Annotated in this window: 23 protein-coding genes; 12 read left to right on the forward strand and 11 right to left on the reverse strand. The window is 65.1% G+C overall.

Annotation, left to right across the window (positions count from 1 at the left end; translation table 11 throughout):
* Nucleotides 1-113: 113 nt before the first annotated feature.
* From QX051_RS02620 to uvrA, 5 genes are all read left to right on the forward strand, one after another.
* A complete protein-coding gene (locus tag QX051_RS02620) occupies nucleotides 114-869 on the forward strand; it encodes an outer membrane protein (protein ID WP_315774929.1) in 756 nt (251 codons plus the stop codon).
* A 266-nt stretch (nucleotides 870-1,135) separates the two neighbouring features.
* On the forward strand, nucleotides 1,136-1,921 hold the full coding sequence (locus QX051_RS02625) for an outer membrane protein (RefSeq protein ID WP_315774930.1): 786 nt from the start codon (nucleotides 1,136-1,138) through the stop codon (nucleotides 1,919-1,921).
* 212 nt (nucleotides 1,922-2,133) lie between these two features.
* Nucleotides 2,134-2,862 (forward strand): outer membrane protein, encoded by a 729-nt coding sequence (locus tag QX051_RS02630; RefSeq protein ID WP_315774931.1) that lies wholly within the window; start codon nucleotides 2,134-2,136, stop codon nucleotides 2,860-2,862.
* Between the two features lie 288 nt (nucleotides 2,863-3,150).
* Entirely contained in the window at nucleotides 3,151-3,789 is a 639-nt protein-coding gene (locus QX051_RS02635) for a porin family protein (RefSeq protein WP_315774932.1), read from the forward strand.
* Between the two features lie 291 nt (nucleotides 3,790-4,080).
* Nucleotides 4,081-7,068: an excinuclease ABC subunit UvrA gene (uvrA, locus tag QX051_RS02640; RefSeq protein ID WP_315774933.1), complete on the forward strand. Its 2,988-nt coding sequence runs from the start codon at nucleotides 4,081-4,083 to the stop codon at nucleotides 7,066-7,068.
* A 192-nt stretch (nucleotides 7,069-7,260) separates the two neighbouring features.
* On the opposite strand, the gene QX051_RS02645 is transcribed toward uvrA, so the two are convergent.
* The 3 genes from QX051_RS02645 to QX051_RS02655 all read right to left on the reverse strand — a co-directional run bounded on the left by QX051_RS02645 (nucleotide 7,261) and on the right by QX051_RS02655 (nucleotide 9,329).
* A complete protein-coding gene (locus QX051_RS02645; protein WP_315774934.1) occupies nucleotides 7,261-7,590 on the reverse strand; it encodes a hypothetical protein in 330 nt (109 codons plus the stop codon).
* A 236-nt stretch (nucleotides 7,591-7,826) separates the two neighbouring features.
* On the reverse strand, nucleotides 7,827-8,144 hold the full coding sequence (locus tag QX051_RS02650) for a hypothetical protein (protein ID WP_315774935.1): 318 nt from the start codon (nucleotides 8,142-8,144) through the stop codon (nucleotides 7,827-7,829).
* 192 nt (nucleotides 8,145-8,336) lie between these two features.
* Complete coding sequence (locus QX051_RS02655) at nucleotides 8,337-9,329, reverse strand: lipase family protein (protein WP_315756630.1); 993 nt, start codon at nucleotides 9,327-9,329, stop codon at nucleotides 8,337-8,339.
* Nucleotides 9,330-9,602: 273 nt separating this feature from the next.
* Here QX051_RS02655 and QX051_RS02660 point away from each other — a divergent pair, with 273 nt between their 5' ends.
* Complete coding sequence (locus tag QX051_RS02660; protein WP_315738118.1) at nucleotides 9,603-10,247, forward strand: HAD hydrolase-like protein; 645 nt, start codon at nucleotides 9,603-9,605, stop codon at nucleotides 10,245-10,247.
* 128 nt (nucleotides 10,248-10,375) lie between these two features.
* Here the strand turns inward: QX051_RS02660 and QX051_RS02665 are convergent, their stop codons facing one another.
* The 6 genes from QX051_RS02665 to QX051_RS02690 all read right to left on the reverse strand — a co-directional run bounded on the left by QX051_RS02665 (nucleotide 10,376) and on the right by QX051_RS02690 (nucleotide 17,051).
* Complete coding sequence (locus QX051_RS02665) at nucleotides 10,376-11,308, reverse strand: cytochrome D1 domain-containing protein (protein WP_315738316.1); 933 nt, start codon at nucleotides 11,306-11,308, stop codon at nucleotides 10,376-10,378.
* 275 nt (nucleotides 11,309-11,583) lie between these two features.
* Nucleotides 11,584-12,138, reverse strand: coding sequence for an SRPBCC family protein (locus QX051_RS02670; protein ID WP_315774936.1), 555 nt, complete (start codon nucleotides 12,136-12,138; stop codon nucleotides 11,584-11,586).
* 116 nt (nucleotides 12,139-12,254) lie between these two features.
* Nucleotides 12,255-13,046, reverse strand: a complete 792-nt coding sequence (locus QX051_RS02675; RefSeq protein ID WP_315774937.1) for a UPF0149 family protein — start codon at nucleotides 13,044-13,046, stop codon at nucleotides 12,255-12,257.
* A 693-nt stretch (nucleotides 13,047-13,739) separates the two neighbouring features.
* Entirely contained in the window at nucleotides 13,740-14,510 is a 771-nt protein-coding gene (locus QX051_RS02680; protein WP_315738121.1) for an AAA family ATPase, read from the reverse strand.
* 75 nt (nucleotides 14,511-14,585) lie between these two features.
* Entirely contained in the window at nucleotides 14,586-15,443 is an 858-nt protein-coding gene (locus tag QX051_RS02685; protein ID WP_315774938.1) for a PCC domain-containing protein, read from the reverse strand.
* Between the two features lie 6 nt (nucleotides 15,444-15,449).
* The gene (locus QX051_RS02690) at nucleotides 15,450-17,051 is read right to left on the reverse strand and encodes an acyl-CoA synthetase (protein WP_315774939.1); all 1,602 of its coding nucleotides are present in this window, start codon (nucleotides 17,049-17,051) and stop codon (nucleotides 15,450-15,452) included.
* Nucleotides 17,052-17,306: 255 nt separating this feature from the next.
* On the opposite strand from QX051_RS02690, the gene QX051_RS02695 reads away from it, so the two are divergent.
* From QX051_RS02695 to QX051_RS02705, 3 genes are all read left to right on the forward strand, one after another.
* Nucleotides 17,307-17,849, forward strand: a complete 543-nt coding sequence (locus tag QX051_RS02695) for a DUF3828 domain-containing protein (protein WP_315774941.1) — start codon at nucleotides 17,307-17,309, stop codon at nucleotides 17,847-17,849.
* A gap of 6 nt (nucleotides 17,850-17,855) precedes the next feature.
* Nucleotides 17,856-18,128 carry a GNAT family N-acetyltransferase gene (locus tag QX051_RS02700; RefSeq protein WP_315774943.1) on the forward strand — a complete coding sequence of 91 codons (273 nt, stop codon included), beginning with the start codon at nucleotides 17,856-17,858 and terminating at the stop codon, nucleotides 18,126-18,128.
* A gap of 115 nt (nucleotides 18,129-18,243) precedes the next feature.
* On the forward strand, nucleotides 18,244-18,408 hold the full coding sequence (locus QX051_RS02705) for a DUF1127 domain-containing protein (protein ID WP_315774944.1): 165 nt from the start codon (nucleotides 18,244-18,246) through the stop codon (nucleotides 18,406-18,408).
* Between the two features lie 91 nt (nucleotides 18,409-18,499).
* Here QX051_RS02705 and QX051_RS02710 read toward each other — a convergent pair whose 3' ends face one another.
* A complete protein-coding gene (locus QX051_RS02710) occupies nucleotides 18,500-18,904 on the reverse strand; it encodes a DUF3597 domain-containing protein (RefSeq protein ID WP_315738127.1) in 405 nt (134 codons plus the stop codon).
* Between the two features lie 403 nt (nucleotides 18,905-19,307).
* On the opposite strand from QX051_RS02710, the gene QX051_RS02715 reads away from it, so the two are divergent.
* Entirely contained in the window at nucleotides 19,308-20,219 is a 912-nt protein-coding gene (locus QX051_RS02715) for a DUF2189 domain-containing protein (RefSeq protein WP_315774945.1), read from the forward strand.
* 193 nt (nucleotides 20,220-20,412) lie between these two features.
* Complete coding sequence (locus QX051_RS02720; RefSeq protein ID WP_315774948.1) at nucleotides 20,413-21,234, forward strand: lytic murein transglycosylase; 822 nt, start codon at nucleotides 20,413-20,415, stop codon at nucleotides 21,232-21,234.
* Between the two features lie 72 nt (nucleotides 21,235-21,306).
* Here QX051_RS02720 and QX051_RS02725 read toward each other — a convergent pair whose 3' ends face one another.
* A complete protein-coding gene (locus tag QX051_RS02725; RefSeq protein WP_315738130.1) occupies nucleotides 21,307-21,570 on the reverse strand; it encodes a hypothetical protein in 264 nt (87 codons plus the stop codon).
* A 474-nt stretch (nucleotides 21,571-22,044) separates the two neighbouring features.
* Here QX051_RS02725 and QX051_RS02730 point away from each other — a divergent pair, with 474 nt between their 5' ends.
* On the forward strand, nucleotides 22,045-22,197 hold the full coding sequence (locus tag QX051_RS02730; RefSeq protein ID WP_006614327.1) for a DUF1127 domain-containing protein: 153 nt from the start codon (nucleotides 22,045-22,047) through the stop codon (nucleotides 22,195-22,197).
* Nucleotides 22,198-22,331: the final 134 nt, after the last annotated feature.

Genomic DNA, 22,331 nt, shown 5'->3' on the forward strand with positions numbered 1-22,331 from the left:
CCGTTGTGTCATTTGGGTGACGGCTTTTTACGACGGAAGGGGCTATCAAGGTCCGGCGGGTGGGCGTTGGTGAGAGTGTGCGTGCGGGCGTCGGACTTGGTTTGGGGAATGCGATGAGAAGGCTGTTGCTGGGGGCGACAACTTCGCTGGCGCTGGGGATTGCGCCGGCCATCGCTGCCGACTTGCCCGCGCGCACCTTCACCAAAGCGCCTGCGATGATCACGACGATCTATGATTGGAGTGGCTTCTATATCGGCCTGAATGCCGGTGGCGCATCGGCCCGCACCTGCTGGACCAACAAGGTCAGCTTCGCCGGCGTGGCCGCAACCAACGCGGAAGGCTGCCATGATGCGACCGGCGCGCTGGCTGGCGGCCAGATCGGCTATCGCTGGCAGGCCGGCGGCTGGGTGTTCGGCGTCGAAGGCCAGGGAAACTGGGCCAACCTCAAGGGCAGCAACACCAGCCAGTTCGTCCCGCCCGTGACCAACCAGACCAAGATCAATGGGATCGGCTTGCTCACCGGCCAGATCGGCTATTCCTGGAACAACGTGCTCTGGTACGTGAAGGGCGGCGCCGCGGTTGCGGGTGAGAAGTACAACGGCCTGTCCACGGCAACTGGCGGTGTGCTCGACCAGTCCAGCGCCACGCGCTGGGGTGCGGCTGTCGGCACCGGCGTCGAGGTCGGCTTCGCCAAGAACTGGTCGGTCGCAGCCGAATACGAGCACCTGTTCATGGGCAACCGCACCCTCGGCTTCTCGGGCGTTCCCGGCGGAGCCGCGGGCCGGACCGATGCGGTCGGCCAGGACGTCGACATGGCGACGGTCCGCGTGAACTATCGCTGGGGCGGTCCCGTCGTATCCAAGCACTGACTTTTCCAAGCGCTGACCCTCGAGGACTGGCAGTCGAGGGTCTGACGCGCCAAGCGCTCACTCGCGCCTCGGGACAGCTCTGCGATCTGCACGACCGGTCGCGATCTTTACCAGCGCTTAAGTACGTTCGGCACATCCCGCCACGCGCCTGCTCCCGATCACGAGTTTAGAAAGCAGTCTCTCCTACAACCAGCAACAGGCCACCTTCGCGTGGGCCCGGATCGGAGGGATCCGGAGCGTGGTGTATTGGGACTGGGGAGAGACGAATGCAGAAGACGACCTTGATCTTGACCGCAAGCGCCGCGGCGCTGGGGCTGGCGCCGGCCTCAGCGGCCGACTTCGCGACGCGCCCTTACAGCAAGGCGCCGCCGCCGGCCTATGTCACGCCGCTGCCGAACTGGGCCGGATTCTACCTCGGCGTCAATGGCGGCGCCGACTGGAGCCACAATTGCTGGACGCTCAATCGCGTCGGCGGCGTGCCGGTCGTGCCGACCCAGTCCGAAGGCTGCCACAACGCCTCGAGCGGCCTCATCGGCGGCCAGGTCGGCTATCGCTGGCAGGCGGCGAGCTGGGTGTTCGGCGTCGAGGCCCAGGGCAACTGGACCGACCTGAAGTCGTCCAATGCGAGCACGGCGGCGCTGGCTGCGGGCATCACCAACAACACCAAGACCGATGCGATCGGCCTGTTCACCGGCCAGGTCGGCTACGCCTGGGGCAACGTGCTCTGGTACGTGAAGGGCGGCGCCGCCGTCACCCACAACAAATACACTGGCACGGCGAATGCGGCTGCGCCCTTCCCGGTCGGCACGCTGCTGGATTCGGCCAGTGAGATCCGCTGGGGCGGCACCGTCGGCACGGGCGTCGAGTTCGGCTTCGCGCCGAACTGGTCGGTCGCCGTCGAGTACGACCACCTGTTCATGGGCTCGCGCGACATCAGCTTCCCGGCCACCGCAACCGTGCTGTCGCGCGTCGATACCATCAAGCAGGACATCGACATGGCGACCGTCCGGGTGAACTATCGATTCGGGGCGCCGATGGGCACGCGCTACTGAAAAAAGCCGCCGCTCGCACGCATTCGGAAAGGCCGGCCCTCGCGCCGGCCTTTTTCGTGTCAACAGCCCGGCAGCGTCGCGGCGTTTTTGTGCTAAATATATGATTTATAACGCTTTTTCGTTTCTGTGGCGGGCGCGTTACAGCCTCGCCGGGATGCCCTGTGTATGACTTGCCCATCGCTTGTCATTCCAACCTCCCGGGGGAGAATTTGATGAAGAAGTTGTTTGTGATCACGACGGCGCTCGTCGGCATCGCAACGGCCACGTCCGCTTCGGCGGCCGACATGGCGGCACGTCCCTATACGAAGGCGCCGCCGATGATGGTCGCCATCAACGACTGGGGCGGCTTCTACCTTGGCATCAACGGCGGCTATGGCACGAGCCGCAATTGCTGGACGCTCGTGAATGGCCCAGCCGAGGGCTGCCATAACGCCACCGGCGGCACGATCGGCGGTCAGTTCGGCTATCGCTGGCAGATGGGCTCGGTCGTGTTCGGCCTCGAGGCGCAGGGCAACTGGGCCGACCTCACCGGCAACAACGTCAGCCCGGTGTTCGCGCCCGATCGCAACCGCACCAAGCTCAACGCCTTCGGCCTGTTCACCGGCCAGATCGGCTATTCCTTCGACAATGTCCTGCTCTACGCCAAGGGCGGCGCGGCCGTCACCGACACCAAGTACGAGATCTTTTCCGGCGTGATCAACACCGTGCTGGCCACCACGACCGTGCACAAGTGGGGCGCGTCCGTCGGCGCTGGCGTCGAATACGCCTTCTCGCCGGGCTGGTCGGTCGGCTTCGAGTATGACCACCTGTTCATGGGCAACACGAACGTCCCGTTCCGTGGCGCGGTCTTCACCCAGACCGACACCATCAAGCAGGACGTCGACCTGTTCACGGCGCGCCTGAACTACCGCTTCGGCGGCCCGGTTGTCGCCAAATACTGATCGATCCGTTCGACAATCGAAAGTTCCAAAGGCCGGCGTAAGCCGGCCTTTTTGTTGCTCAGGAGCCGCCTTTGCCGCCCTGCAACACTCGGAACCAAGTAATTGAGTAACTTAGGCTTTCTGGAGCCGCCCGTAAAAACGCGGTTTGGCCGCGAGTGTGTCTTCGGGGTGACGGCAATCCGCACGGAACCGGGCTATAGGAACCGCGTCAACTTGAACGGGTGAGTCTGTTTCGTGCGTAAAGCTTTCGGTGCGATGCGGACTGCTAGGAATAAACTGGAGACTGGAATGAAGAAGATCCTGCTCGCGACCGTGGCTTTGGCCGCCCTGGCCGCTCCCGCTGCCGCCGCAGACCTCGCTGCGCGCCCGACCTACACCAAGGCGCCGGTTGCCGCGCCTGTGCTGACCTGGACCGGTTTCTACATCGGTGCCATGGGCGGCTACGCCACCGTTGAAGACAATGGTCCGGATGGCGGCCTCGCCGGCGGCACCATCGGCTACAACTGGCAGCAGGGCGCCATCGTGTTCGGTCTCGAAGCTGATGCGGCCTGGGCCAGCATCAAGAGCGGCGACGGCGTGATCCCCGGCTTCCTGGGCACGTTCAACACCAAGATCCAGGACACCGGCAGCGTTCGTGGCCGCATTGGTTATGCCTTCGGCCCGACCCTGGTGTACGCCACCGGCGGTTACGCTTGGGCTGAGAACAAGCTGACCAACACCTTCCTTGGCACTTCGGTCTCGGACACGAAGTTCCACAGCGGCTGGACGGTTGGCGCTGGCCTCGAATACATGTTCGCGCCGCAGTGGTCGCTGAAGGGCGAATACCTTTACAAGAGCCTCGGCAGCGAGAACTACTTCGCCAACAATATCGCTTCGGGCACTCTGAACCTGCACTCCGTCCAGGTCGGCGTGAACTACCACTTCTAAGAACGTCGCCCTCCGGGCCAACGCACAAGGCCTCCGCTCGACGAGAGCGGAGGTCTTTTCTTTCGGGCTCTCGACTCTTTGGGCTCTCGACGCGGCCGACGGAACCGGTCCGCCTCCTGCCATTCGCTGCCATTCCCTGAGCGCATTGTTGATGATTCGCTGACGGCACTGGAAATCCATTCCCGTTCTTCCTACGTTCCGACGATACCTTTTCCCTCTGGCGTCCGATGGCCGGCTTCCGGCGAACGCGCCTGCAACGATGGCGCGACTCTGCGCCGTGGGACGATCGTCATGGATGAAGTGCTCAAGGCCAAGCAGCGCGCGCAAGCCAACCAGTCGAGCCTGCGGGCGATCACGATCCGCGGCGCCCGCGAGCACAACCTCAAGAACATCGACGTCGAGATCCCGCGCGACAGGCTCGTGGTCTTCACCGGCCTGTCCGGTTCCGGCAAGTCCTCGCTCGCCTTCGATACGATCTATGCCGAGGGCCAGCGCCGCTACGTCGAATCGCTGTCGGCCTATGCCCGCCAGTTCCTGGAGATGATGCAGAAGCCTGATGTCGACCAGATCGACGGCCTGTCGCCGGCGATCTCGATCGAGCAGAAGACGACATCGAAGAACCCGCGCTCCACCGTCGGCACGGTCACCGAGATCTACGACTACATGCGGCTGCTCTGGGCGCGCGTCGGCGTGCCCTACTCCCCGGCCACGGGCCTGCCGATCGAAAGCCAGACCGTGTCGCAGATGGTCGACCGCGTGCTGGCGCTGCCCGAGGGCACCCGCCTCTATCTGCTGGCCCCGGTCGTGCGCGGACGCAAGGGCGAGTACAAGAAGGAGCTGGCAGAATATCTCAAGAAGGGCTTTCAGCGCGTCAAGATCGACGGCACCTTCCACGAGCTCGCCGAGGTGCCCACGCTCGACAAGAAGTTCCCGCACGACATCGACGTCGTCGTCGACCGCATCGTGGTGCGCCCCGACATCGGCCAGCGCCTCGCGGAGAGTTTCGAGACCGCGCTGAAGCTCGCCGAGGGCCTGGCCGTGATCGAGTTCGCCGACGCGCCCGCCTCCGCCGCCCCGGCCGAGGAGAAGAAGAAGACCGCCAAGATCCATGACAAGAGCGGGCCCGAGCGCATCCTGTTCTCGGAGAAGTTCGCCTGCCCAGTCTCCGGTTTCACCATTCCCGAGATCGAGCCGCGGCTGTTCTCGTTCAACAATCCCTACGGCGCCTGCCCGGAATGCGGCGGCCTCGGTGTCGAGCAGCACGTCGATGCTGATCTCGTCATTCCCGACAAGGACGTCACCCTGCGCAAGGGCGCGATCGCCCCCTGGGCCAAGTCGTCCTCGCCCTATTACCTGCAGACGCTGACAGCGCTCGGCAAGTTCTACAAGTTCACGCTCGACACCAAGTGGAAGGACCTGCCGAAGAAGACGCAGAACGCGCTGCTGCACGGCTCCGGCGACGACGAGATCAAGTTCACCTATGAGGACGGCGTCCGCGCCTACGACACCAAGAAGCCGTTCGAGGGCGTCATCACCAATATCGAGCGCCGCTTCCGCGAGACCGAGAGCGAATGGGCGCGCGAGGAACTCGGCAAGTACTTCAACGACGTGCCCTGCGCCGGCTGCAACGGCTTCCGGCTGAAGCCCGAGGCGCTGTGCGTCAAGGTCGCCGGCAAGCACATCGGCGAGATATCCGAGCTCAGCGTCAGGGCTGCCGGCGAATGGTTCGCCGAGGTGCCGAAGGCCCTGAACGCGCAGCAGACCGAGATCGCCACCCGCATCCTCAAGGAGATCCGCGACCGCCTGACCTTCCTGCTCGACGTCGGCTTGAACTATCTGACCCTGGCGCGCTCCTCCGGCACCTTGTCGGGCGGCGAGAGCCAGCGCATCCGCCTGGCGTCGCAGATCGGCTCGGGCCTGACCGGCGTGCTCTACGTGCTCGACGAGCCCTCGATCGGCCTGCACCAGCGCGACAACGCCCGCCTGCTCGACACGCTGAAGCGGCTGCGCGACCTCGGCAACACCGTGATCGTGGTCGAGCATGACGAGGATGCCATTCGCCTCGCCGACTACGTGCTCGACATCGGCCCCGGCGCCGGCACCCATGGCGGCAACATCGTCGCCGAGGGCACGCCGGCCGAGATCATGCGCAATCCGGCGTCGCTGACCGGCAAATATCTCACCGGCGAGCTCGAGGTCGAGGTGCCCGAGCGGCGGCCGCCGAACCATCGCCGCACCATCAAGGTCGTCAACGCCCGCGGCAATAACTTAAAGAACGTGTCGGCCGAGATCCCGCTCGGCCTGTTCACCGCCATCACCGGCGTCTCCGGCGGCGGCAAGTCGACGCTTCTCATCGACACGCTCTACAAGGCGATCGCGCGCAAGCTCAACGGCGCCAACGAGGCCGCCGCGCCGCACGATCGCATCGAGGGCCTGGAGCACATCGACAAGATCATCGATATCGACCAGTCGCCGATCGGCCGCACCCCGCGCTCCAATCCCGCGACCTATACCGGCGCATTCACCCCGATCCGCGAATGGTTCGCCGGCCTGCCGGAATCGAAGGCACGCGGCTACGAGCCGGGCCGCTTCTCCTTCAACGTCAAGGGCGGCCGCTGCGAGGCCTGCCAGGGCGACGGCGTCATCAAGATCGAGATGCACTTTTTGCCCGACGTCTACGTCACCTGCGACGTCTGCAAGGGCAAGCGTTACAACCGCGAGACGCTCGACGTGCTGTTCAAGGGCAAGTCGATCGCCGACGTGCTCGACATGACCGTCGAGGAAGCCGCCGAATTCTTCAAGGCGGTGCCGCGCGTGCGCGACACCTTCGAGACGCTGCGTCGCGTCGGCCTCGACTACATCCATGTCGGCCAGCAGGCCACCACGCTCTCCGGCGGCGAGGCGCAGCGCGTCAAGCTCGCCAAGGAGCTGTCCAAGCGCGCCACCGGCCGCACGCTCTACATCCTGGACGAGCCGACCACCGGCCTGCACTTCCACGACGTCAAGAAGCTGCTGGAGGTGCTGCACGAGCTGGTCGCGCAGGGCAATTCGGTGGTGGTGATCGAGCACAATCTCGAGGTCATCAAGACCGCTGACTGGGTGATCGATCTCGGCCCCGAAGGCGGCGACGGCGGCGGCGAGATCGTCGCCTGGGGCCCGCCGGAGGACATCGTCAAGGCGCCGCGCAGCTACACCGGACAATTCCTAAAGCCGGTGCTGGAGAAGTCAGCCAAGCCGAAGAAGCGCAGCCGCGGCGCAGCCAGCGAGGCTGCGGAGTAGTTGCCCTCAATTCCCTTGTATCGATCGTCATTGCGAGCGAAGTGAAGCAATCCAGGGCCGCGTACGCGACTCTGGATTGCTTCGTCGCATCGCTCTTCGCAATGACGCACGTGATTGACACCGGTTCATCACAGCAACGCCCGCCGCTCTCGGCAGAGCGGCGGGCTGGATGGTTTCTACAACGAACTCAGATTACCACTGGCGATAATATCCGGTGCGCGTGCCGTTGTTGTTGCCGCCCGGGCCGACGTCGCCCTGGGTCGAGCTCGGGGTCGGATGGTTTGTGCCGTTGTAGCCGGTGCCCCAGCCAGGGCCGTCATACGGGCCCGGCGCGACCGCGACGTAGCCTTCCTGATAGACCGGCCCCGGCGCCCAGGCGAAGGAATCGCGGTAGGTGTAGGTGCTGGTGACCTGGCCACCATAGCCGTAGCCGCCCGGGCCGTATTCGCCGGCCGAGGCCGCAGCGGTGCCAGCCACGAGCGTGACGGCGGTCAGCGCGGCGAATCCAAACGTGCGCGTCATGAACTTGCTCCTTCGTTCCTAATTCTCGGAGAACAAACGATATCGATCCATCCAAGGTTCCGCCGGTCCCCACAACAATCGTGCGACACAACGCGACGCTCACCTTCGCGCGACCTCGTGATCCAATGGCTTCGTGACATCGCCCGACACGCGCAGCGAACCCGTCCGACACGACAAACCCGCTGCTCTTGTCGAGCGGCGGGTTTGATCGCCTGACGTCTAACGCGAGATGGCGGCTACCACTGCCGGTAGACACCGGTCAGCGTACCGTTGTTGTTGCCGGACGGACCGACATCGCCCTGGGTCGAGCCAGGGGTCGGATGGTTGGTGCCGTTGTAGCCGTGGCCCCAGGCCGTTGTACCCCACGCCACCTCACCCGGCGCGTAGGCCGGCGCCGGCGCGGCGTCATACACCGGCTCGGAATCGTTGCCCTGTGTCGGCGGCACCCAGGCCATCGAGTCGCCGTAGCGGGCATAGCCCTGCGCGGATGCGGCGGCGGTGCCGAGCACCAGCGTGGCGGCGGCCAGCGCGGCCATCTTGAGCGTGCGTTGCATGTGTCTCTCCTTGCTTCTGTGCGGGGTCAATGATCGCACCGCGCAAGGTGTTCCTGCAGCGCACGCTCACAAAGGCCGTGAGAGATTGTTGTCGGATGCGCGTCAAAACCCTCTTGCAGACCTGCGGGAGCAGGCTCGCAAGAGGGCAACGCGAGACGCGCCCCGGACGGCGCCGTCCCCCTGATCAGCAGCTCACGCTGCGACGGCGACCGCGCGCGGCCGCGCCACGCCGGTCTTGGTGACCCCCGGCAGCGGCGGCGCCTTCGTGCCAGTCGCATGCGGAAAATACTGCAACTGCATGGAATGCATGTAGCCGGCTTCTGCGGTCCAGGAATCGTTCGTCTCCACGATCGGCGTGATCGTGAACAGGTCCGGATTGCTCGGCACGATCGACGTATAGGTCGGGATCGTTGCGCTGAGGATCTCAAGCGGCTTGTAGATCGAGTAGTAGTTGGTGTCCTTCAGGACCGGCGCCGGCGGCGCATAGGTGACGAGAATCCCTTTCAGATTGGCCCATCCCATCGGCACGATGTCGTTGCTGTTGACCGCCGCATAGTAGGTATAGGCCTTCGCGAAGGTGGTCGCGAAGCCCGCGTTCCACATGGTCGGAGCCGCGAAGGTGTGCGGCCACAGCGTGAACTTCAGCGACGAGTTCAGCTTCGGCAGTTGATCCTGCAGCCACGCCGTCGCCACCACGGCGAGCGCGCCACCCAGGCTGTGCCCGGTCACCATCAGTTGCAGATTCTGCTTGGCCGCAAGGCCGCGCAGATAGTCGAGCAGCGACAGGTCCGTCGCGGGATCGGTGAGCGCGATGACCAGCGCCAGCGCATCGTTGATCCCGGCACTGATCTGCAGCGGCGAGCCGGCCTGCTGCGGATACAGCCACGGCACCTGGAAGACTGCATCGACGTCGGCGAGCACGTTCTCGAAGGCACCGCCGACCGAGCCGTCGACATCGGTGCCGCGGAACGCCAGCGCGTAGCTGCCGTCGCTGCCTTGCGCGACATAGGCGAGCACGCCGTTGTTGACCGCCGGGCCCCAGACGAGCGACCACGGACCGTTCGCCGCGCCCGACGGGACGGACTTCAACATCGTCACGAAATCGCTCGGCTGAACCACATCGAGCGCGTCGTCGATATAGGCGAAGTAGGACAGATACGCTGCAGCAACCTTGTTGAGGGCCATGTGAAATCTCTCTGGCTTGAATGATGAAAACAAATTCGATCAAATCGGGCAGGCAGACCCTGATCCGCCGGCGCATCGGGATCATAGACCGCGTTATTTCCAGGTGCACATCACAACATGTTCAACCCCTGATCGTCGAACGTCACCATGGAGCTGCGACACGCAAGGGTCGCATCTCATTGCGCGCCGCCCCTCCCATTGCTATGGCCCAGGGCTGTCGCAGGACGACACGCCTCGACGATCATCAGCCCCTCGCCACGCTCACCCCGCGCGATGCCATATTCCCTCGTCATCTTCGATCTCGACGGCACGCTCGCCGACAGCTTCCCGTGGTTTCGCACCCACGTGAATGCCGTCGCCGTGCGGTACCGCTTTCGTCAGGTCGAGGAGCAGGACATCGACGGGCTGCGCCATGCCTCGACCCGTGAGATCCTCGATTTCCTTCAGGTGCCGCGCTGGAAGCTGCCCTTGATCGCGCGCCACGTGCGCCGGCTGAAGACGGCGCATGCAGCAAGCATCCCGCTGTTTGCAGGCGTCGACATCATGCTCGACACCCTTGCCGCGAACGGCACCATGCTCGCATTGGTCTCGTCGGACAGCGAGGCCAACGCGCGGCAGAAGCTCGGATCGCGCGCCGGTCTGTTCGCCGATTTCGATTGCTCAGCCTCGGTGTTCGGCAAGGCACGGAAGTTTCGCCGGGTGCTGAAGCGGCTGCGCGTCGACCCGGCCCAGGTCATCGCGATCGGCGACGAGACCCGCGACATCGAGGCTGCGCGCGCCGCCGGCATCGCCTTCGGTGCGGTGACATGGGGCTATGCCGCGGAGCAGGCGCTGCGCGACCACCAGCCGGAGATGCTGTTCACCCGGATGGACGAGATCGTGGAACGGTTGGTGGTGCCCGCCAGACGAGATTCGTAGCCTGCATCAGCGCCGGCGACATGCAGGGATAACGACGAGCCTCGATACCTCCCCGCGTCATTGCGAGCTACGCTCGCAATGACGGAGGCTGCAGATGCAACTCCATTCCCGCCACTGGCCGGCCTGCCTCACCGCCGCAGGAACGCGCCGAACGCGCGCGGGCCGTTGCCGACCTTGATCTCCCCTGTGACCTTCAGTGCGGCCACGTCGATGACGCTCAGGATGTTGCTCTCCCAATTGGCGACGATGACGCGTCGGCCGTCGGCCGTCGCCTCGATGCCCTCGGGATAGTCACCGACATTGATGCGCTGGAGCGGCTGGAGGCTCGCCAGGTCGAACACGCTGACCGTGCCGTCATACTGGTCGGTTACGAAGCCCCTGCCCTGCGCCAGCGCCACTGCATAGGGCCGCAAGCCGGTCTTGACCCGGCCGATCTCGCGACGCTCGGCGAGGTCGATCACCGAGACGTCGTTGGAGGCGACATTTGCCGTGTAGGCGCGCTTGCCCTCGGCGTCGATGGTGACACCGAACGGCCGCGTGCCAACCTTGATGGTCGCAAGGCGCTGGCGCGTCGCCGTGTCGATCACCGAGACCATGTCGTCGTCGCGGTCGGCGGAGAGCAGCAGCTTGCCGTCTTGTGTCACCGCAAGCCCCGACGGCGAGGCGCCGACCGCGATGCTGCCGGTCACGGTCCGGGTCTTCGCATCGATCACGCGAATTGCGGCGTTGTACCAGTCTGCGACGTAGACCGTCGAACCGTCCGGCGTCACGGCAATGCCGAGCGGGCCGCCACCGACCTCGATCCGTCCAACAACCTTTCGCGCGACAGCGTCGACGACGCTGATGCTCTTGTCGTCCGGACTCGCCACATAGGCGAAGCGTCCGTCGGCAGCCACCGCAACGCCGGCCGGCTTGCCGCCGATCGGGATCGTCGCCACCGGCTTCGAGGTCGCGAGGTCGACGATGGTCAGATCATCGCTGAGCTGATTGGTGACGAAGGCTTCTTCAGCATGGGCACTGGCGCAGCAGACGAGCAAGGCTGCGAGCAGAAAAGCTCGAATAGGATCTGAGAGACGAGGAGTGGTACAGCGCCCTGCCTTGTACCCACCTCGCCCCGCTCTTGTCCGCCGTAGCTCGCAGAGCAAAGGCGAATGCGGGGCCGCGACGAGCTTCGCTCGCGCTGAGAGGTCGGATTGCATCGCCAGATGCAATCCGGGTGAGGGGGCACAGGTCTCACCGCCCACACCACCCGTTCGGCTGCCCCTCACCCCACCCCTCTCCCGTAAGAACGGGGAGAGGGAGCGCAGCGCTGACTTGGCGACATGGTCGTATCCAATCAGCTCCCGCTCTCCACCTTCTTCTTCAGTCCCTCGAGCCCGCCCTTGTAGAGCCCGGTCACCGCATTGACCGCGGCCTCGTCGCTCAGCTCCGGCGGCGGATCGTTGTTGGGGAAGCCGCGGTAGAACGCGCCGGTCCATTCGACCACGCTGCCTTTGCCGTCCGCACTCGGCGTCACTGCGATGGTCGACGAGTAGTTTGTCACCGGCAGCACCTTCACATCGACCGCCGTGATCCGGTACGAATAGCTCATCTTCTCGGCGTCGTATTTGTAGAGCTCCTCGTCGACCGTGGCGCCGCCCTTCAAGGTCAGCTTGCGGGTGGCGCCGATCTCGTTGCCCTTGTCGCCCGCGGTCTTGTCGACGACGCCGAGCCAGCTCATGTCCTGGAAGTTGCCGATCACGGCCCACACCTTGGCGGGTGCGGCGTTGATCTCGACGTGCTCCTGCACCTTGCGCCGGGTGGGACCATGCGCATCCGCCGTGCTCAAAGCCGTCGTTGCGATCGCGAGCGCCGCCGTTACGGCCAGCGCCTTGCCGAACACCATCCTCATCTCGTTTCCTCAACCATTCTCATTTGGCCCGCGCATCTGGCACGCGGCGGGCCCATCTTTGCACCGCTCCCGATTGTTGCAACAAAAAAGACCGTGTCGTGGCGCTCTAAAGCGGGTCAATTGGCGCCACAGCAGCGCTTGTATTTCTGGCCGGAACCGCACGGACAGGGATCGTTGCGGCCGACCTTGCCGAAGGAGGCGAACGGATTGGGTTGCTCAATGAAGGCGGGCGCGCCGGGCACGGGCGCCCCGCTCCGCCGATGACGGTTGAGGGTCAGCACCGCATGACGGATGTCAGCAGCCGCCTCTCGGTCGAACCCGGTATTCTCGACGCGATCGGCACTCTCGTCGCGCGCCAGCTCGATCGCCACCATCAGGCTCAGCGCCGCCTCGCCCACGTCGCCGTCGACGTTCCGGTAGGCCTTGAACCGCTCTTGACGCAGGTCCACCGCCGCAGCAAAGCCGTCGATCCACAACTCCCAGATCACACTGCCGTCGATCGGATCGACCGGATAGCGCGGCTGATACAGCTCCGGCGTTTGCGTGAGCGTCCGGGCGATCTCGTCATGATACGCCATCACCAGGTCGAGCACCGCGTTGGCATGGGCGATGCTCGCAAACACCGAGTGGCGGCCTTTGCCGAACCCGAACGCCGCGGCGAACCATTCGCCGGGCGGGACCTGCTCCGGCAGGACCAGCAGGCCGGCGATGAAGCCGTCGAGCTCCTCCAGCACCATGGCGCGGTCGTCGAGGGCGAGCAGCGCCTGGTCGAGCTCGTCGTGACGGTTGGCCTGCTCCGACATCTGAAACCCTGCTTCCCTCACCCGCGTCGCGACCTGATTTGCCCGACGCGCACGCCGCGAAGGCGTGACGCGACCGTTTTGACACCAAAACGGCCATGCGCGCAAAATCTATATTTCGACGCGGGATCAGCGCCATCACACCTGTCCAGTCGTGTCGCGAAAAATATTCTTCTTTCGTTTTTTCGGAATTTGCGTTCTTCTGGGTGCGTCCTGCACTCACGAGAGGGGCGCTTCGCGGTCGTCACGGGCGTTGAGTGCGGGATGCGATGGACGTCACGGGCCCGGCGCAAATGCGCAGACGACGGGTCCGGCGGCGGACGGCGAAATCGTGTGGTCCTGACCTCCCGACGCTGAGGTCAAGCTGGTGGTGATGCTCACGCATCGCGCCGGTGACGGTGGCCAGAAAGCCCGGTGCACCGAGGAGATCACGTATAAGCCGTAACACCATCGCGCAGGGAAGGCCGGGTCATCTCGGCTGAGCCTGTGGTTCCTGCCCCGTGCATTTTTCCCGCACGGGGGCCGCGGGCATCAGCGGATGCCCGGCCTTCCCTGCGCCCTCTCACTTCGAGGAGGGCAGAATATGATGCAAAGCCCGGACGCCATTCGCACGCGGGAACGAGGACTCATGTCTCTCCGTCATCGCGAGGAGCAAAGCGACGAAGCGATCCAGAGTCTTTGCGCAGCCCTGGATTGCTTCCGCCTGCGCCCGATGGGCTTCGGCGGACACGTCGCTTCGCTCGCAATGACGGCGGAGCAAGTTGGTCGACCTCGCCAACTCTCATGCACCACGCCCCGCCCTCACTCCGCAAGCACCGCCTGCACGAAGCCGTCGGGATCGGCGCAGAACTCGCGCAGGGCCTTGAAGTGATCGGTGTCCTGCACAACGACCTTCTCGAGACCGTATTTGGTCAGGCGCAGCAGGGTCGCGCCGGGATAGGCCATCAGCACCGGCGCATGCGTCGCCATCAGCACCTGGCAATGACCGGACTCGTCCATCCGCCGCATCAGCTTGAGAAACTCGATCTGGCGCGCCGGCGACAGCGCCGATTCCGGCTCGTCGAAGATGTAGATGCCCTGGCGCTGGCAGCGCTCCTCGAAGAAGCGCAGGAAGCCCTCGCCGTGGGAATGCGACAGGAAGTCGGGCGGCGGCCCTCCGAATGGATCGTCCAACGCGGCCTCGTCGAGATAGCGCGCCACCGAGAAGAAGCTCTCGGCGCGGAAGAACCAGCCCTGCGTGATCTTCGGCAGCCAGCTCGCACGGAACGCGGCACCGAGCGTACCCCCCATGCGCTCGATTGCACGACCATGATCCACCGGCCTATAGCCCTTGCCGCCGCCGGCCTCGTCATAGCCGGCCAGCGCCGCGATGCCTTCGAGCAGGGTCGATTTGCCGGTGCCGTTCTCGCCGACGATGATGGTGATGGCGCTCGTGAAGCTCAGCTCGAACTCGTCCTGCAGGAACGGCAGGCAGAACGGATATTCGGCGCGGTCGGCGATCTTGGCCGGATCGAGCCACAGCCGCTTCAGATAGGGTGCGCGCAGCCGGATCTCACGTTGCTTCCTCGCCATGACGCCTTCACGAATTCGGTGACATCGCGGGCAATCTCGCACAAGGCGGCGGGATCGACCACCGTCCCACGCGGGCTACGCCGCGACCTCCAGCACCAGCTCCATCGTCATCAGCACCGGGTTGTCGCCGCGGACGAGACGTCCCTGGGCCAACGCGCCAGTGTAGTCGACCAGCGCGACGTCGAGCGTGGCTTCAAGGCCGTCAGCACCGGGTGCGATCACTCCGGCGGTGATGGTCAGCTCGGTCGCGAACGGCTCGACGACGACGCCGTCTTCGAAGCGCGCACCGATGGTCGAGCCCACGCCGCCGCGGATCCGCGCGCTCCTGATGCCCTGCCCTCGGCAGAACGCTTCGAGGCAGAAAGCGAAATCCTGGTTCGGCCGCAGCCGCAGCGCGAAGGCACGGCGATCCGTTGGGGCGCTGCTCGGTGCGGCCGCCACCGGGCCGAACAGCTTGAAGCCGGTTTCGGGATCAGGCGCGGCGCTGAAGATCGCGCCATCGAGCCCGAACGCCTCGACCTCGAACGGCTCGGCGACCACAGTCTCCTCGGGCAGGATGTGGCCACCACCGGCCCGGCCGCCCTCTTCGGTCCACAGCGCGTGACAATGGAAGAACGGCGCGCCGTCGCGCACACCCAGCGTCATGGTCGCGGTCGAGAGCTGGGTGACACCGGCGGGCCGATAGGTCTCGCTGTAGAACGCGGCATGATCCGGCGCCTTCGACAGCGCCGGCATGACATAGGCGAACGGTCCGAGCGCACCACCTTTGATGTCGAGCACGCCGCCGGCAAAGCCTTCACGCGCAAAGCCGCGATGGGCCGCTTCCAGCAGCGGCAACCCCTGCTCCATGGTGAAGGTGAAGGCGCGGCCGCGCGCCTCGACCCACTGGACGCGGTCGGCCACCGGCGCGCCGGGCTGTTTGATGAATCGCATCAGTGCTCAGCCCTGCCTGGTGAGATCGAGCAAGCCGCGCGCCTCGAGCTCGTCGCGCACGAGACGCTTGGGGATCTTGCCGTAGCCAGACTTCGGCAGCGCGTCCCAGAAGAAGAAGCGCTTCGGCATCTTGTAGCGCGGCAGCTTGGTGGCGAGATAGCCGGCGATCGCGCTCTCGCTCGGCACGGCCGCGCCCTCGCGCGCCACGCAGACGGCGACGCCGACTTCGCCCCACACGGGATCAGGCACGCCGAGCACGGCGACCTCGCCGATGTCGGGATGGGTCAGGATCTTCTCCTCCACCTCGCGCGGATAGATGTTGGAGCCGCCGGAGATGTACATGTCCGACGCGCGGCCGGTGATGTAGACGAAGCCTTGCGCATCCATGTGGCCGAGATCGCCGGTGCGAAACCAGCCGTCGCGAAACGCCTTCGCATTGGCGTCGGGATTGTCGTAGTAGCCCGCGAACACGGCCGGCCCGATGACGCAGATCTCGCCGGTCTCGCCCGGCTTCAGCTCGCGCCCCTGATCGTCCTGGATCGAGACCTGCATGCCCGTGCGCTCATAGCCGCAGGTGCCGATCCGCGCCTCCGGTCCATCCTCGTCCTCGTGCGCCGCGGCCGGCAGCACCGTGATGTTGCCGGTGACCTCGCCGAGGCCGAAATACTGCACGATCACCTTGCCGAGCCGCGCCAGCGCGCGCTTCTGGTCCTCGCGATACATCGGCGCGCCCGCATAGATCACGTGGCGCAGCGAGGAATGATCGAATTGGTCGACGGCGGGATGCTCGACCATCATCTTCAGGATGGTCGGCACCGTGAACAGGTTGCTGATGCGATGCGCCTCAATGAGACGGAACGCCTCGGTGATGTCGAACTTCTCGCTCGGCAGCAGCACGGTCGTGGCACCGCGCGCGCTCTGCATCAGCTGGTGCACGCCGGCGCCGTGCGACAGCGGCGCCACGACGAGCGACGCGTCGTGCTCGGTCGTGCCCGGCGTCAGGTCCGCCAGATGGTTCGTGATGACGAACGCCATCTGGCCATGCGTCAGCACCGCCGCCTTGGAGCGGCCGGTCGTGCCCGAGGTGAAGAAGAACCAGCAGGGATCGTCGTGCTCGACGGCAGCGTTCGCGACGTGTGCGCCGACATGCGCCTTCATTGCGTCGGCCACGGCCCCCGTGCCGAAGCTGCCGCCTTCACCGATGCGCCAGGTGAAGTCAGCAGTCGTCACTGCGGCAGCGTGCTCCGGAAAGTCGCCGTGGCAGAGAAACGCCTTCGCGCCCGAGGCGGTCGCGAGGTAGGCGACCTCGTCCGGCATCAGGCGGAAATTGGTGGGCACCCAGACCGCGCCGAGCCGGAACGCGGCAAACATCGAGACGAACATCTCCTCGCAGTTCTTGGAGTGCACCAGGATGCGATCGCCCTTGGCGATGCCCTGCTCGGCCAGCGCCGCCGCGAGCGCCGAGACCATCGCGTCGATCTCGCGCCAGGTCCACGACCTCTCGCCCCAGACGAAGCCGACGCGGTCGCCGAGCCGGCGGCCGTTCTGCGTCACGATATGCGCGAGATTCATCACCCGCCGCGACATCCGCAGCTGTGTGCCACTCATCGACGAGCCCTCGCATCCCGGCAGCAAATGAACAGACCCATGACAGCGTCCCCTCGATCGATTCTCGGGCGGTCTCGGCCACCCGTTACCTTCCCGCTTGTTTATCGCGGTCCCGCGCGACCTCGCAAGCGCGGCCTGCCCATCGCTCCCATGCGACGGTGTCATTCGAACGAATGCAGATGCCGTGCGACAAACCCGAGGCCGGCCGCGCATTCCTTCGTTTCACCACGCACCGAATCTGATTTGAGGACACCCATGATCAATCGTCGTTTCCTGCTTCTCGGCCTCGCTGGCGTGCTCGCCGTATCCCCGCTTCGCGCGCAGGCCCCCGCCGCCAATGAGCCTACCGGCATCATGACCGCGATCTACACCCGCGTCGCCAAGGGCAAGGGCGAGGATGGCGGCAACTTCGTCATCGAGAACAAGGCGGCACGCGCGAACTATCTGTCGAAGTCGCTGGCCGCCCAATGGGCCAAGATGGACGCCCGCACGCCGAAGGGCGAGGTCGGCGCGGTCGATTTCGATCCCGTCACCAATTCGCAGGATCCGGATGTCGCCTCGTTCAAGGTGAGTCCAGAGAAGCAGGAGGCCGACAAGGCGACGGTCGCCGTCACCATCGCCGGCCATCGCAACGATCGCACGGAACAGGCCGACAACGTCATCCGTTACGACTTCGTGCGCGATGCCGGCCAATGGAAGATCGACGACATCCGCGGCGCCGTCGACGGCAAGCCCTGGTCGATCCGCGAAATGCTGGCCGAGTTCATCAAGCAGACCGACAAACCGAAACGAAGGTAGAGAAGCATGACCGCCGTCCGCGACAACAAGGCCCAGAGCCGCTTCGAGCTCGACGTCGAAGGCAGCATCGCTTTTGCAAACTACCGAGCGACGCCGCAGGCGGTCGTCATCACCCACACCGAGACCCCGGCAGCCCTGCGCGGCCGGGGCATCGGGTCCGAGCTCGTCAAGGGCGCACTGGAGTTGATCCGCGCCGAGGGCCGCAGGGTGATCGCGGGCTGCAGCTTCGTCGCCGACTACCTCCGTGACCACCCGGAGAACCGGGACATCATGGCGTGACGTTCCGTAGAATTACCGAGCAAGACGATTGGACCGTGTGCTTTAACGCAATGGCTACCCGGATGGACCAGCAATCCCCCGCCGAACAAGCAACCAGACCGATGGGGAGAGGCTCATGTTCATCACTGCCATTTTCGACGTTCTCAAGCGCTACGTCCGCTACCGCACCCAGCTCGCTTATCTCGACCAGCTCGACGAGCGCACGCTGCGCGACATCGGCTTCAACCGCGACCAGTTGCACGCCGAGGCCTGGCAACGCGCCGGCTTCGTGCACGTCTGAGCCGTTCGAGCAGCCTCTCGCGACACGATATCGACGACAAAGGCCCGCGCGATGGCGGGCCTTTCGCTTTTGGGCCGTCGGCGGCCGACGCTCAGTGCTTGATCTCCGGCGGAAGCTTGCCGCCATTGGCGGCGAGCTTGCTCATCACCTGCTTGTGCAGCCACACATTCATGCTGGCCGAGTCGTTGGTGTCGCCGCTGTAGCCGAGCTCCTTGGCAAGCTCCTTGCGCGCGGCGAGGCTCGAATCGATGTCGAGCGCCTTCATCAGGTCGACGATCGAGGTCCGCCACTCCAGCTTCTCGTGTTTGGCAGCCGCGGCCTTGTCGACGATCGCCGCCACATCGACGTTTTGCGCCGCGGCAGCCGGGCCCCCGGTCGGAGCTGCCGTGCCGCCTGCCGGCGCGGTGCCGCCCGCGGCGGGCGTGCTGCCGCCGGCCGGGGCAGCCTCGGCATGATGGCCGAAAATAGCGCCCATGATCTTTCCGAAAATGCTCATCAATGGCTCCCAATGGATGGTGATCGTAAGAAGAACTCGGCCGGCGTTGTTCCGTTGCAAAGACGGCCGTAGAGCCGCTCCGCCACCCGCCGAGGCCTGCCAAGGCGACCACGGCGACGAATGTGAAGCTTACCCAAGGCGGAATGACGGCGGAATGACTTTGTCCGTGGATGGCTCGGCTTCTTCGGTCGCGGGCACCGTTCTAATGCACCGCGACATTCACAGCACTCACCGAGGCGTGAGTAGGCGCGGCCTGTTTTGCCACTATCCTGATGACTTCCGTTCGCGAATGGCCGCCCCGAGGTTCGTCGCGTCTGGCCATCCGCGAATTTGTTCCAACGAGAAGCGCAGCCCGCCTGCGTGGTTGGGTAGCGCCCTACGCAAGTTGAGGGAGCACACGACGATGGCCACCTACCACAGCAATGCCGCCTCCCACGTTCGGGCGGCAGACGAGGTCGCGGCTGAGCTGACGATTCGCACGATCGACATGTCGAGCCTGATGCGCGCGCTGCGGCTCGGCTGGGACGATTTCAAGGCCGTCCCGAGTCACGCCGTGATGCTATGTGCGATCTATCCCGTTCTCGGCCTGGTGATCGCGCGCGCGGTGTTCGGCTATGCGGTGCTGCCGCTGTTGTTTCCACTGGCGGCGGGCTTCGCCCTGCTCGGCCCATTCGCCGCGCTCGGTCTCTATGAGCTCAGCAGCCGCCGGGACCGCGGCGAGGACACCAGTGCCTGGGATGCTCTGGAGGTGCTGCGGTCGCCGTCGTTCGGCTCGATGCTCGGACTAGGCACGCTGCTGCTCGCGCTGTTCGTCACCTGGGTCGCGACCGCGCAGGCGATCTACGTCACAGTGTTCGGCTATGGCGGCGCGACGGGCGCGGGCGATTTCCTGCAGCGGGTGTTCACGACGCCGCAGGGCTGGTGGCTGATCGCGGTCGGCTGCGGCGCCGGCTTCCTGTTCGCGCTGCTGGCGCTGTGCCTGAGCGTCGTGTCCTTCCCGCTGATGCTCGACCGACACGCCGGCGCGCTCGAAGCAGTCGTCACCTCGCTGCGCGTGGTGGCCAAGAATCCCGTTCCGGTTGCGGCCTGGGGCCTCATCGTCGCGGTGCTTCTGGTCGCCGGCACGATTCCGTTCTTCCTGGGGCTCGCCGTTGTGATCCCGGTGCTCGGCCACGCCACTTGGCATCTCTACCGCGAAGCCATCGCGATCAATCCCGACGCAGCCCGGATCGTGCCGCCGGCCCCGCGCGGATCCAAACCCGCGGCCGACTTCCCGGCGAACCTGTTCCCATGGCGCTCGCGCGACGGGATGTGAGGACGCAGCGACGAGTTTGTCACGGCCGCCGGCCTCCCGGGCCGGCGGCCGTCTCGAGAAGCCGCCAGCGTGTTGCAGCGCTCACGAAATCCGACGCCAATGTGATCGAAAAGCCTTGTTGCTGCCGCGGTTACGCCCGACATGGAGCGCGCCCAGCAACGCTTTTTGAATCCATTGCCGTCCAGGTGTTTCGATGATTGCTCGCGTTCTCGCCGTTTCCGCTCTTGCCTGCCTCGCTGCCCTCACCACCCTGTCAGCGCCAGCGCGCGCCGCGGTGCCTTGCGGCAGCGGCAATTTCGACGGCTGGCTCGCCGAGTTCAAGACCGAAGCTGCGGCCAAGGGCATCTCACAAAACACGATCAATGCGGCGCTGACCGGCGTGACGCCCGACCAAAGCGTGCTGAACCGCGACCGCGGTCAGAAGGTGTTCAGCCAGACCTTCGAGGAATTCTCCGGGCGTATGGTCCCGCCGCGCATGACCCGCGGCTCCAACATGCTGAAGCAATACGGCTCGGTGCTGTCACGGATCGAGCAGAGCTACGGCGTGCCGGGCGAGGTGCTGGTCGCGATCTGGGGGCTCGAGACCGATTTCGGCGTCAATGTCGGAAAATTTCCGACCATCCGTGCGCTCGCGACCTTGGCCTATGACTGCCGCCGCGCCGAGCAGTTTCGCGGCGAGTTGCTGGATGCGCTGCGGATCGTCGACCGCGGCGACCTTCAGCCGGCCGACATGCGCGGCGCCTGGGCCGGCGAGATCGGTCAGACGCAGTTCATGCCGTCGTCCTGGATCAAATACGCCGTCGATTTCGACGGCAATGGCCGGCGCGATCTGATCCGCAGCGCGCCCGACGTTCTCGCCTCCACCGCGAACTATTTGAAGGGCTATGGCTGGCAGAAGGGCAAGGATTGGGAGCCCGGCGGCCCGAATTTTGCGGTCATCCAGCAGTGGAACAAGAGCGAGGTCTACGCGCGGACGGTCGCGACCTTCGCGACCCAGCTGGCGCGGGCGCCGTAGCCCGGGTCAGGAATGAGGCCGATCGCGGCATCGCGACCGGCCGTTCGTTCGATGATGCGAAAGATGCGCCTGCTACTTGATCATCCCGGCCTGCATCGCCTTGGTCAGGTGCACGCTGCAGGCGCCCATCTTGCCGCTCAGCAGCGCGTCCTGCGCTGCCGCAATCTCCTTCTGCGCAGTATATCTGGCGTCGCCGTCGGCCATCGCCTCGATCGCCGTCTCGGTCTTTTCCAGATTGGCCCCGCTACAGCCGGCGCCATGCATCCGCGCCGCCTGAGCCGGACCGACCGCCACAATTGCCGCAGTGATGAGCGCGGCCCCAAAAAGTTTGTTCATTGTTTTTCCTCGCTGGTGCGACGGCGCCGGCATCATTGCCCAGCACCGCGACACTTTGTCGCACCTTTCGTTATATGCCGCGAAGTGAAATCCGCGCGAGCGGTCCGTGATGGCGATCATCGATTTGAGAGGCGCAGCGTACATAATGAATTTATGTTCATTATATGAACCCATGCGTTTCGTGGGGTGTATGTCGGGCAATAGCTTCGTGCCTGGACCGGCCTTTAAGCCGGCATTGCTCGATCCGGCAATTCGAACGGGCGATCGAAAATCCGCATGAATACGGAGCCTTGCGCGGGTCGCTGAGCTGCCGGGCGCCTGCCCGATTCTTACTTGAGGGTTACGCAAGCTATGCGCCCGGGGTTTAGCTGCATCGCAACATTCACGCTTCCGCATCGCAACAAGCTCTTCTATGTTCATTTCAACGATGAGGTTCCGATGAAGAACTGAATCGCGAACTAAAGGAGATTTCTCATGTTGCTCTCGCTCATCCGCATGGTGCAGGCGTTCCGTGAGTATCAGCGCAACGTTGCCGAGCTGTCGCAGCTCAGCGATCGCGAGCTCGCCGACATCGGTCTCGATCGTTCGGACATCCCGCGCGTTGCTGCCGGTCACTACAACGGCTGATCAGCCTTCTTCCGATATCTACCGGACATCGCCCGCCTCGCTGCGGGCGTTGCCGCGTCTAGGCCCTGGCGCAACGACACACACGCGCCCGGTTTCTCACGCTGAACCCCACTGGCGCATTTGCAGCGCTCGGG

It is taken from the genome of Bradyrhizobium sp. SZCCHNR1053 (genome assembly GCF_032381235.1).
In the GTDB taxonomy this organism is placed as follows: domain Bacteria; phylum Pseudomonadota; class Alphaproteobacteria; order Rhizobiales; family Xanthobacteraceae; genus Bradyrhizobium.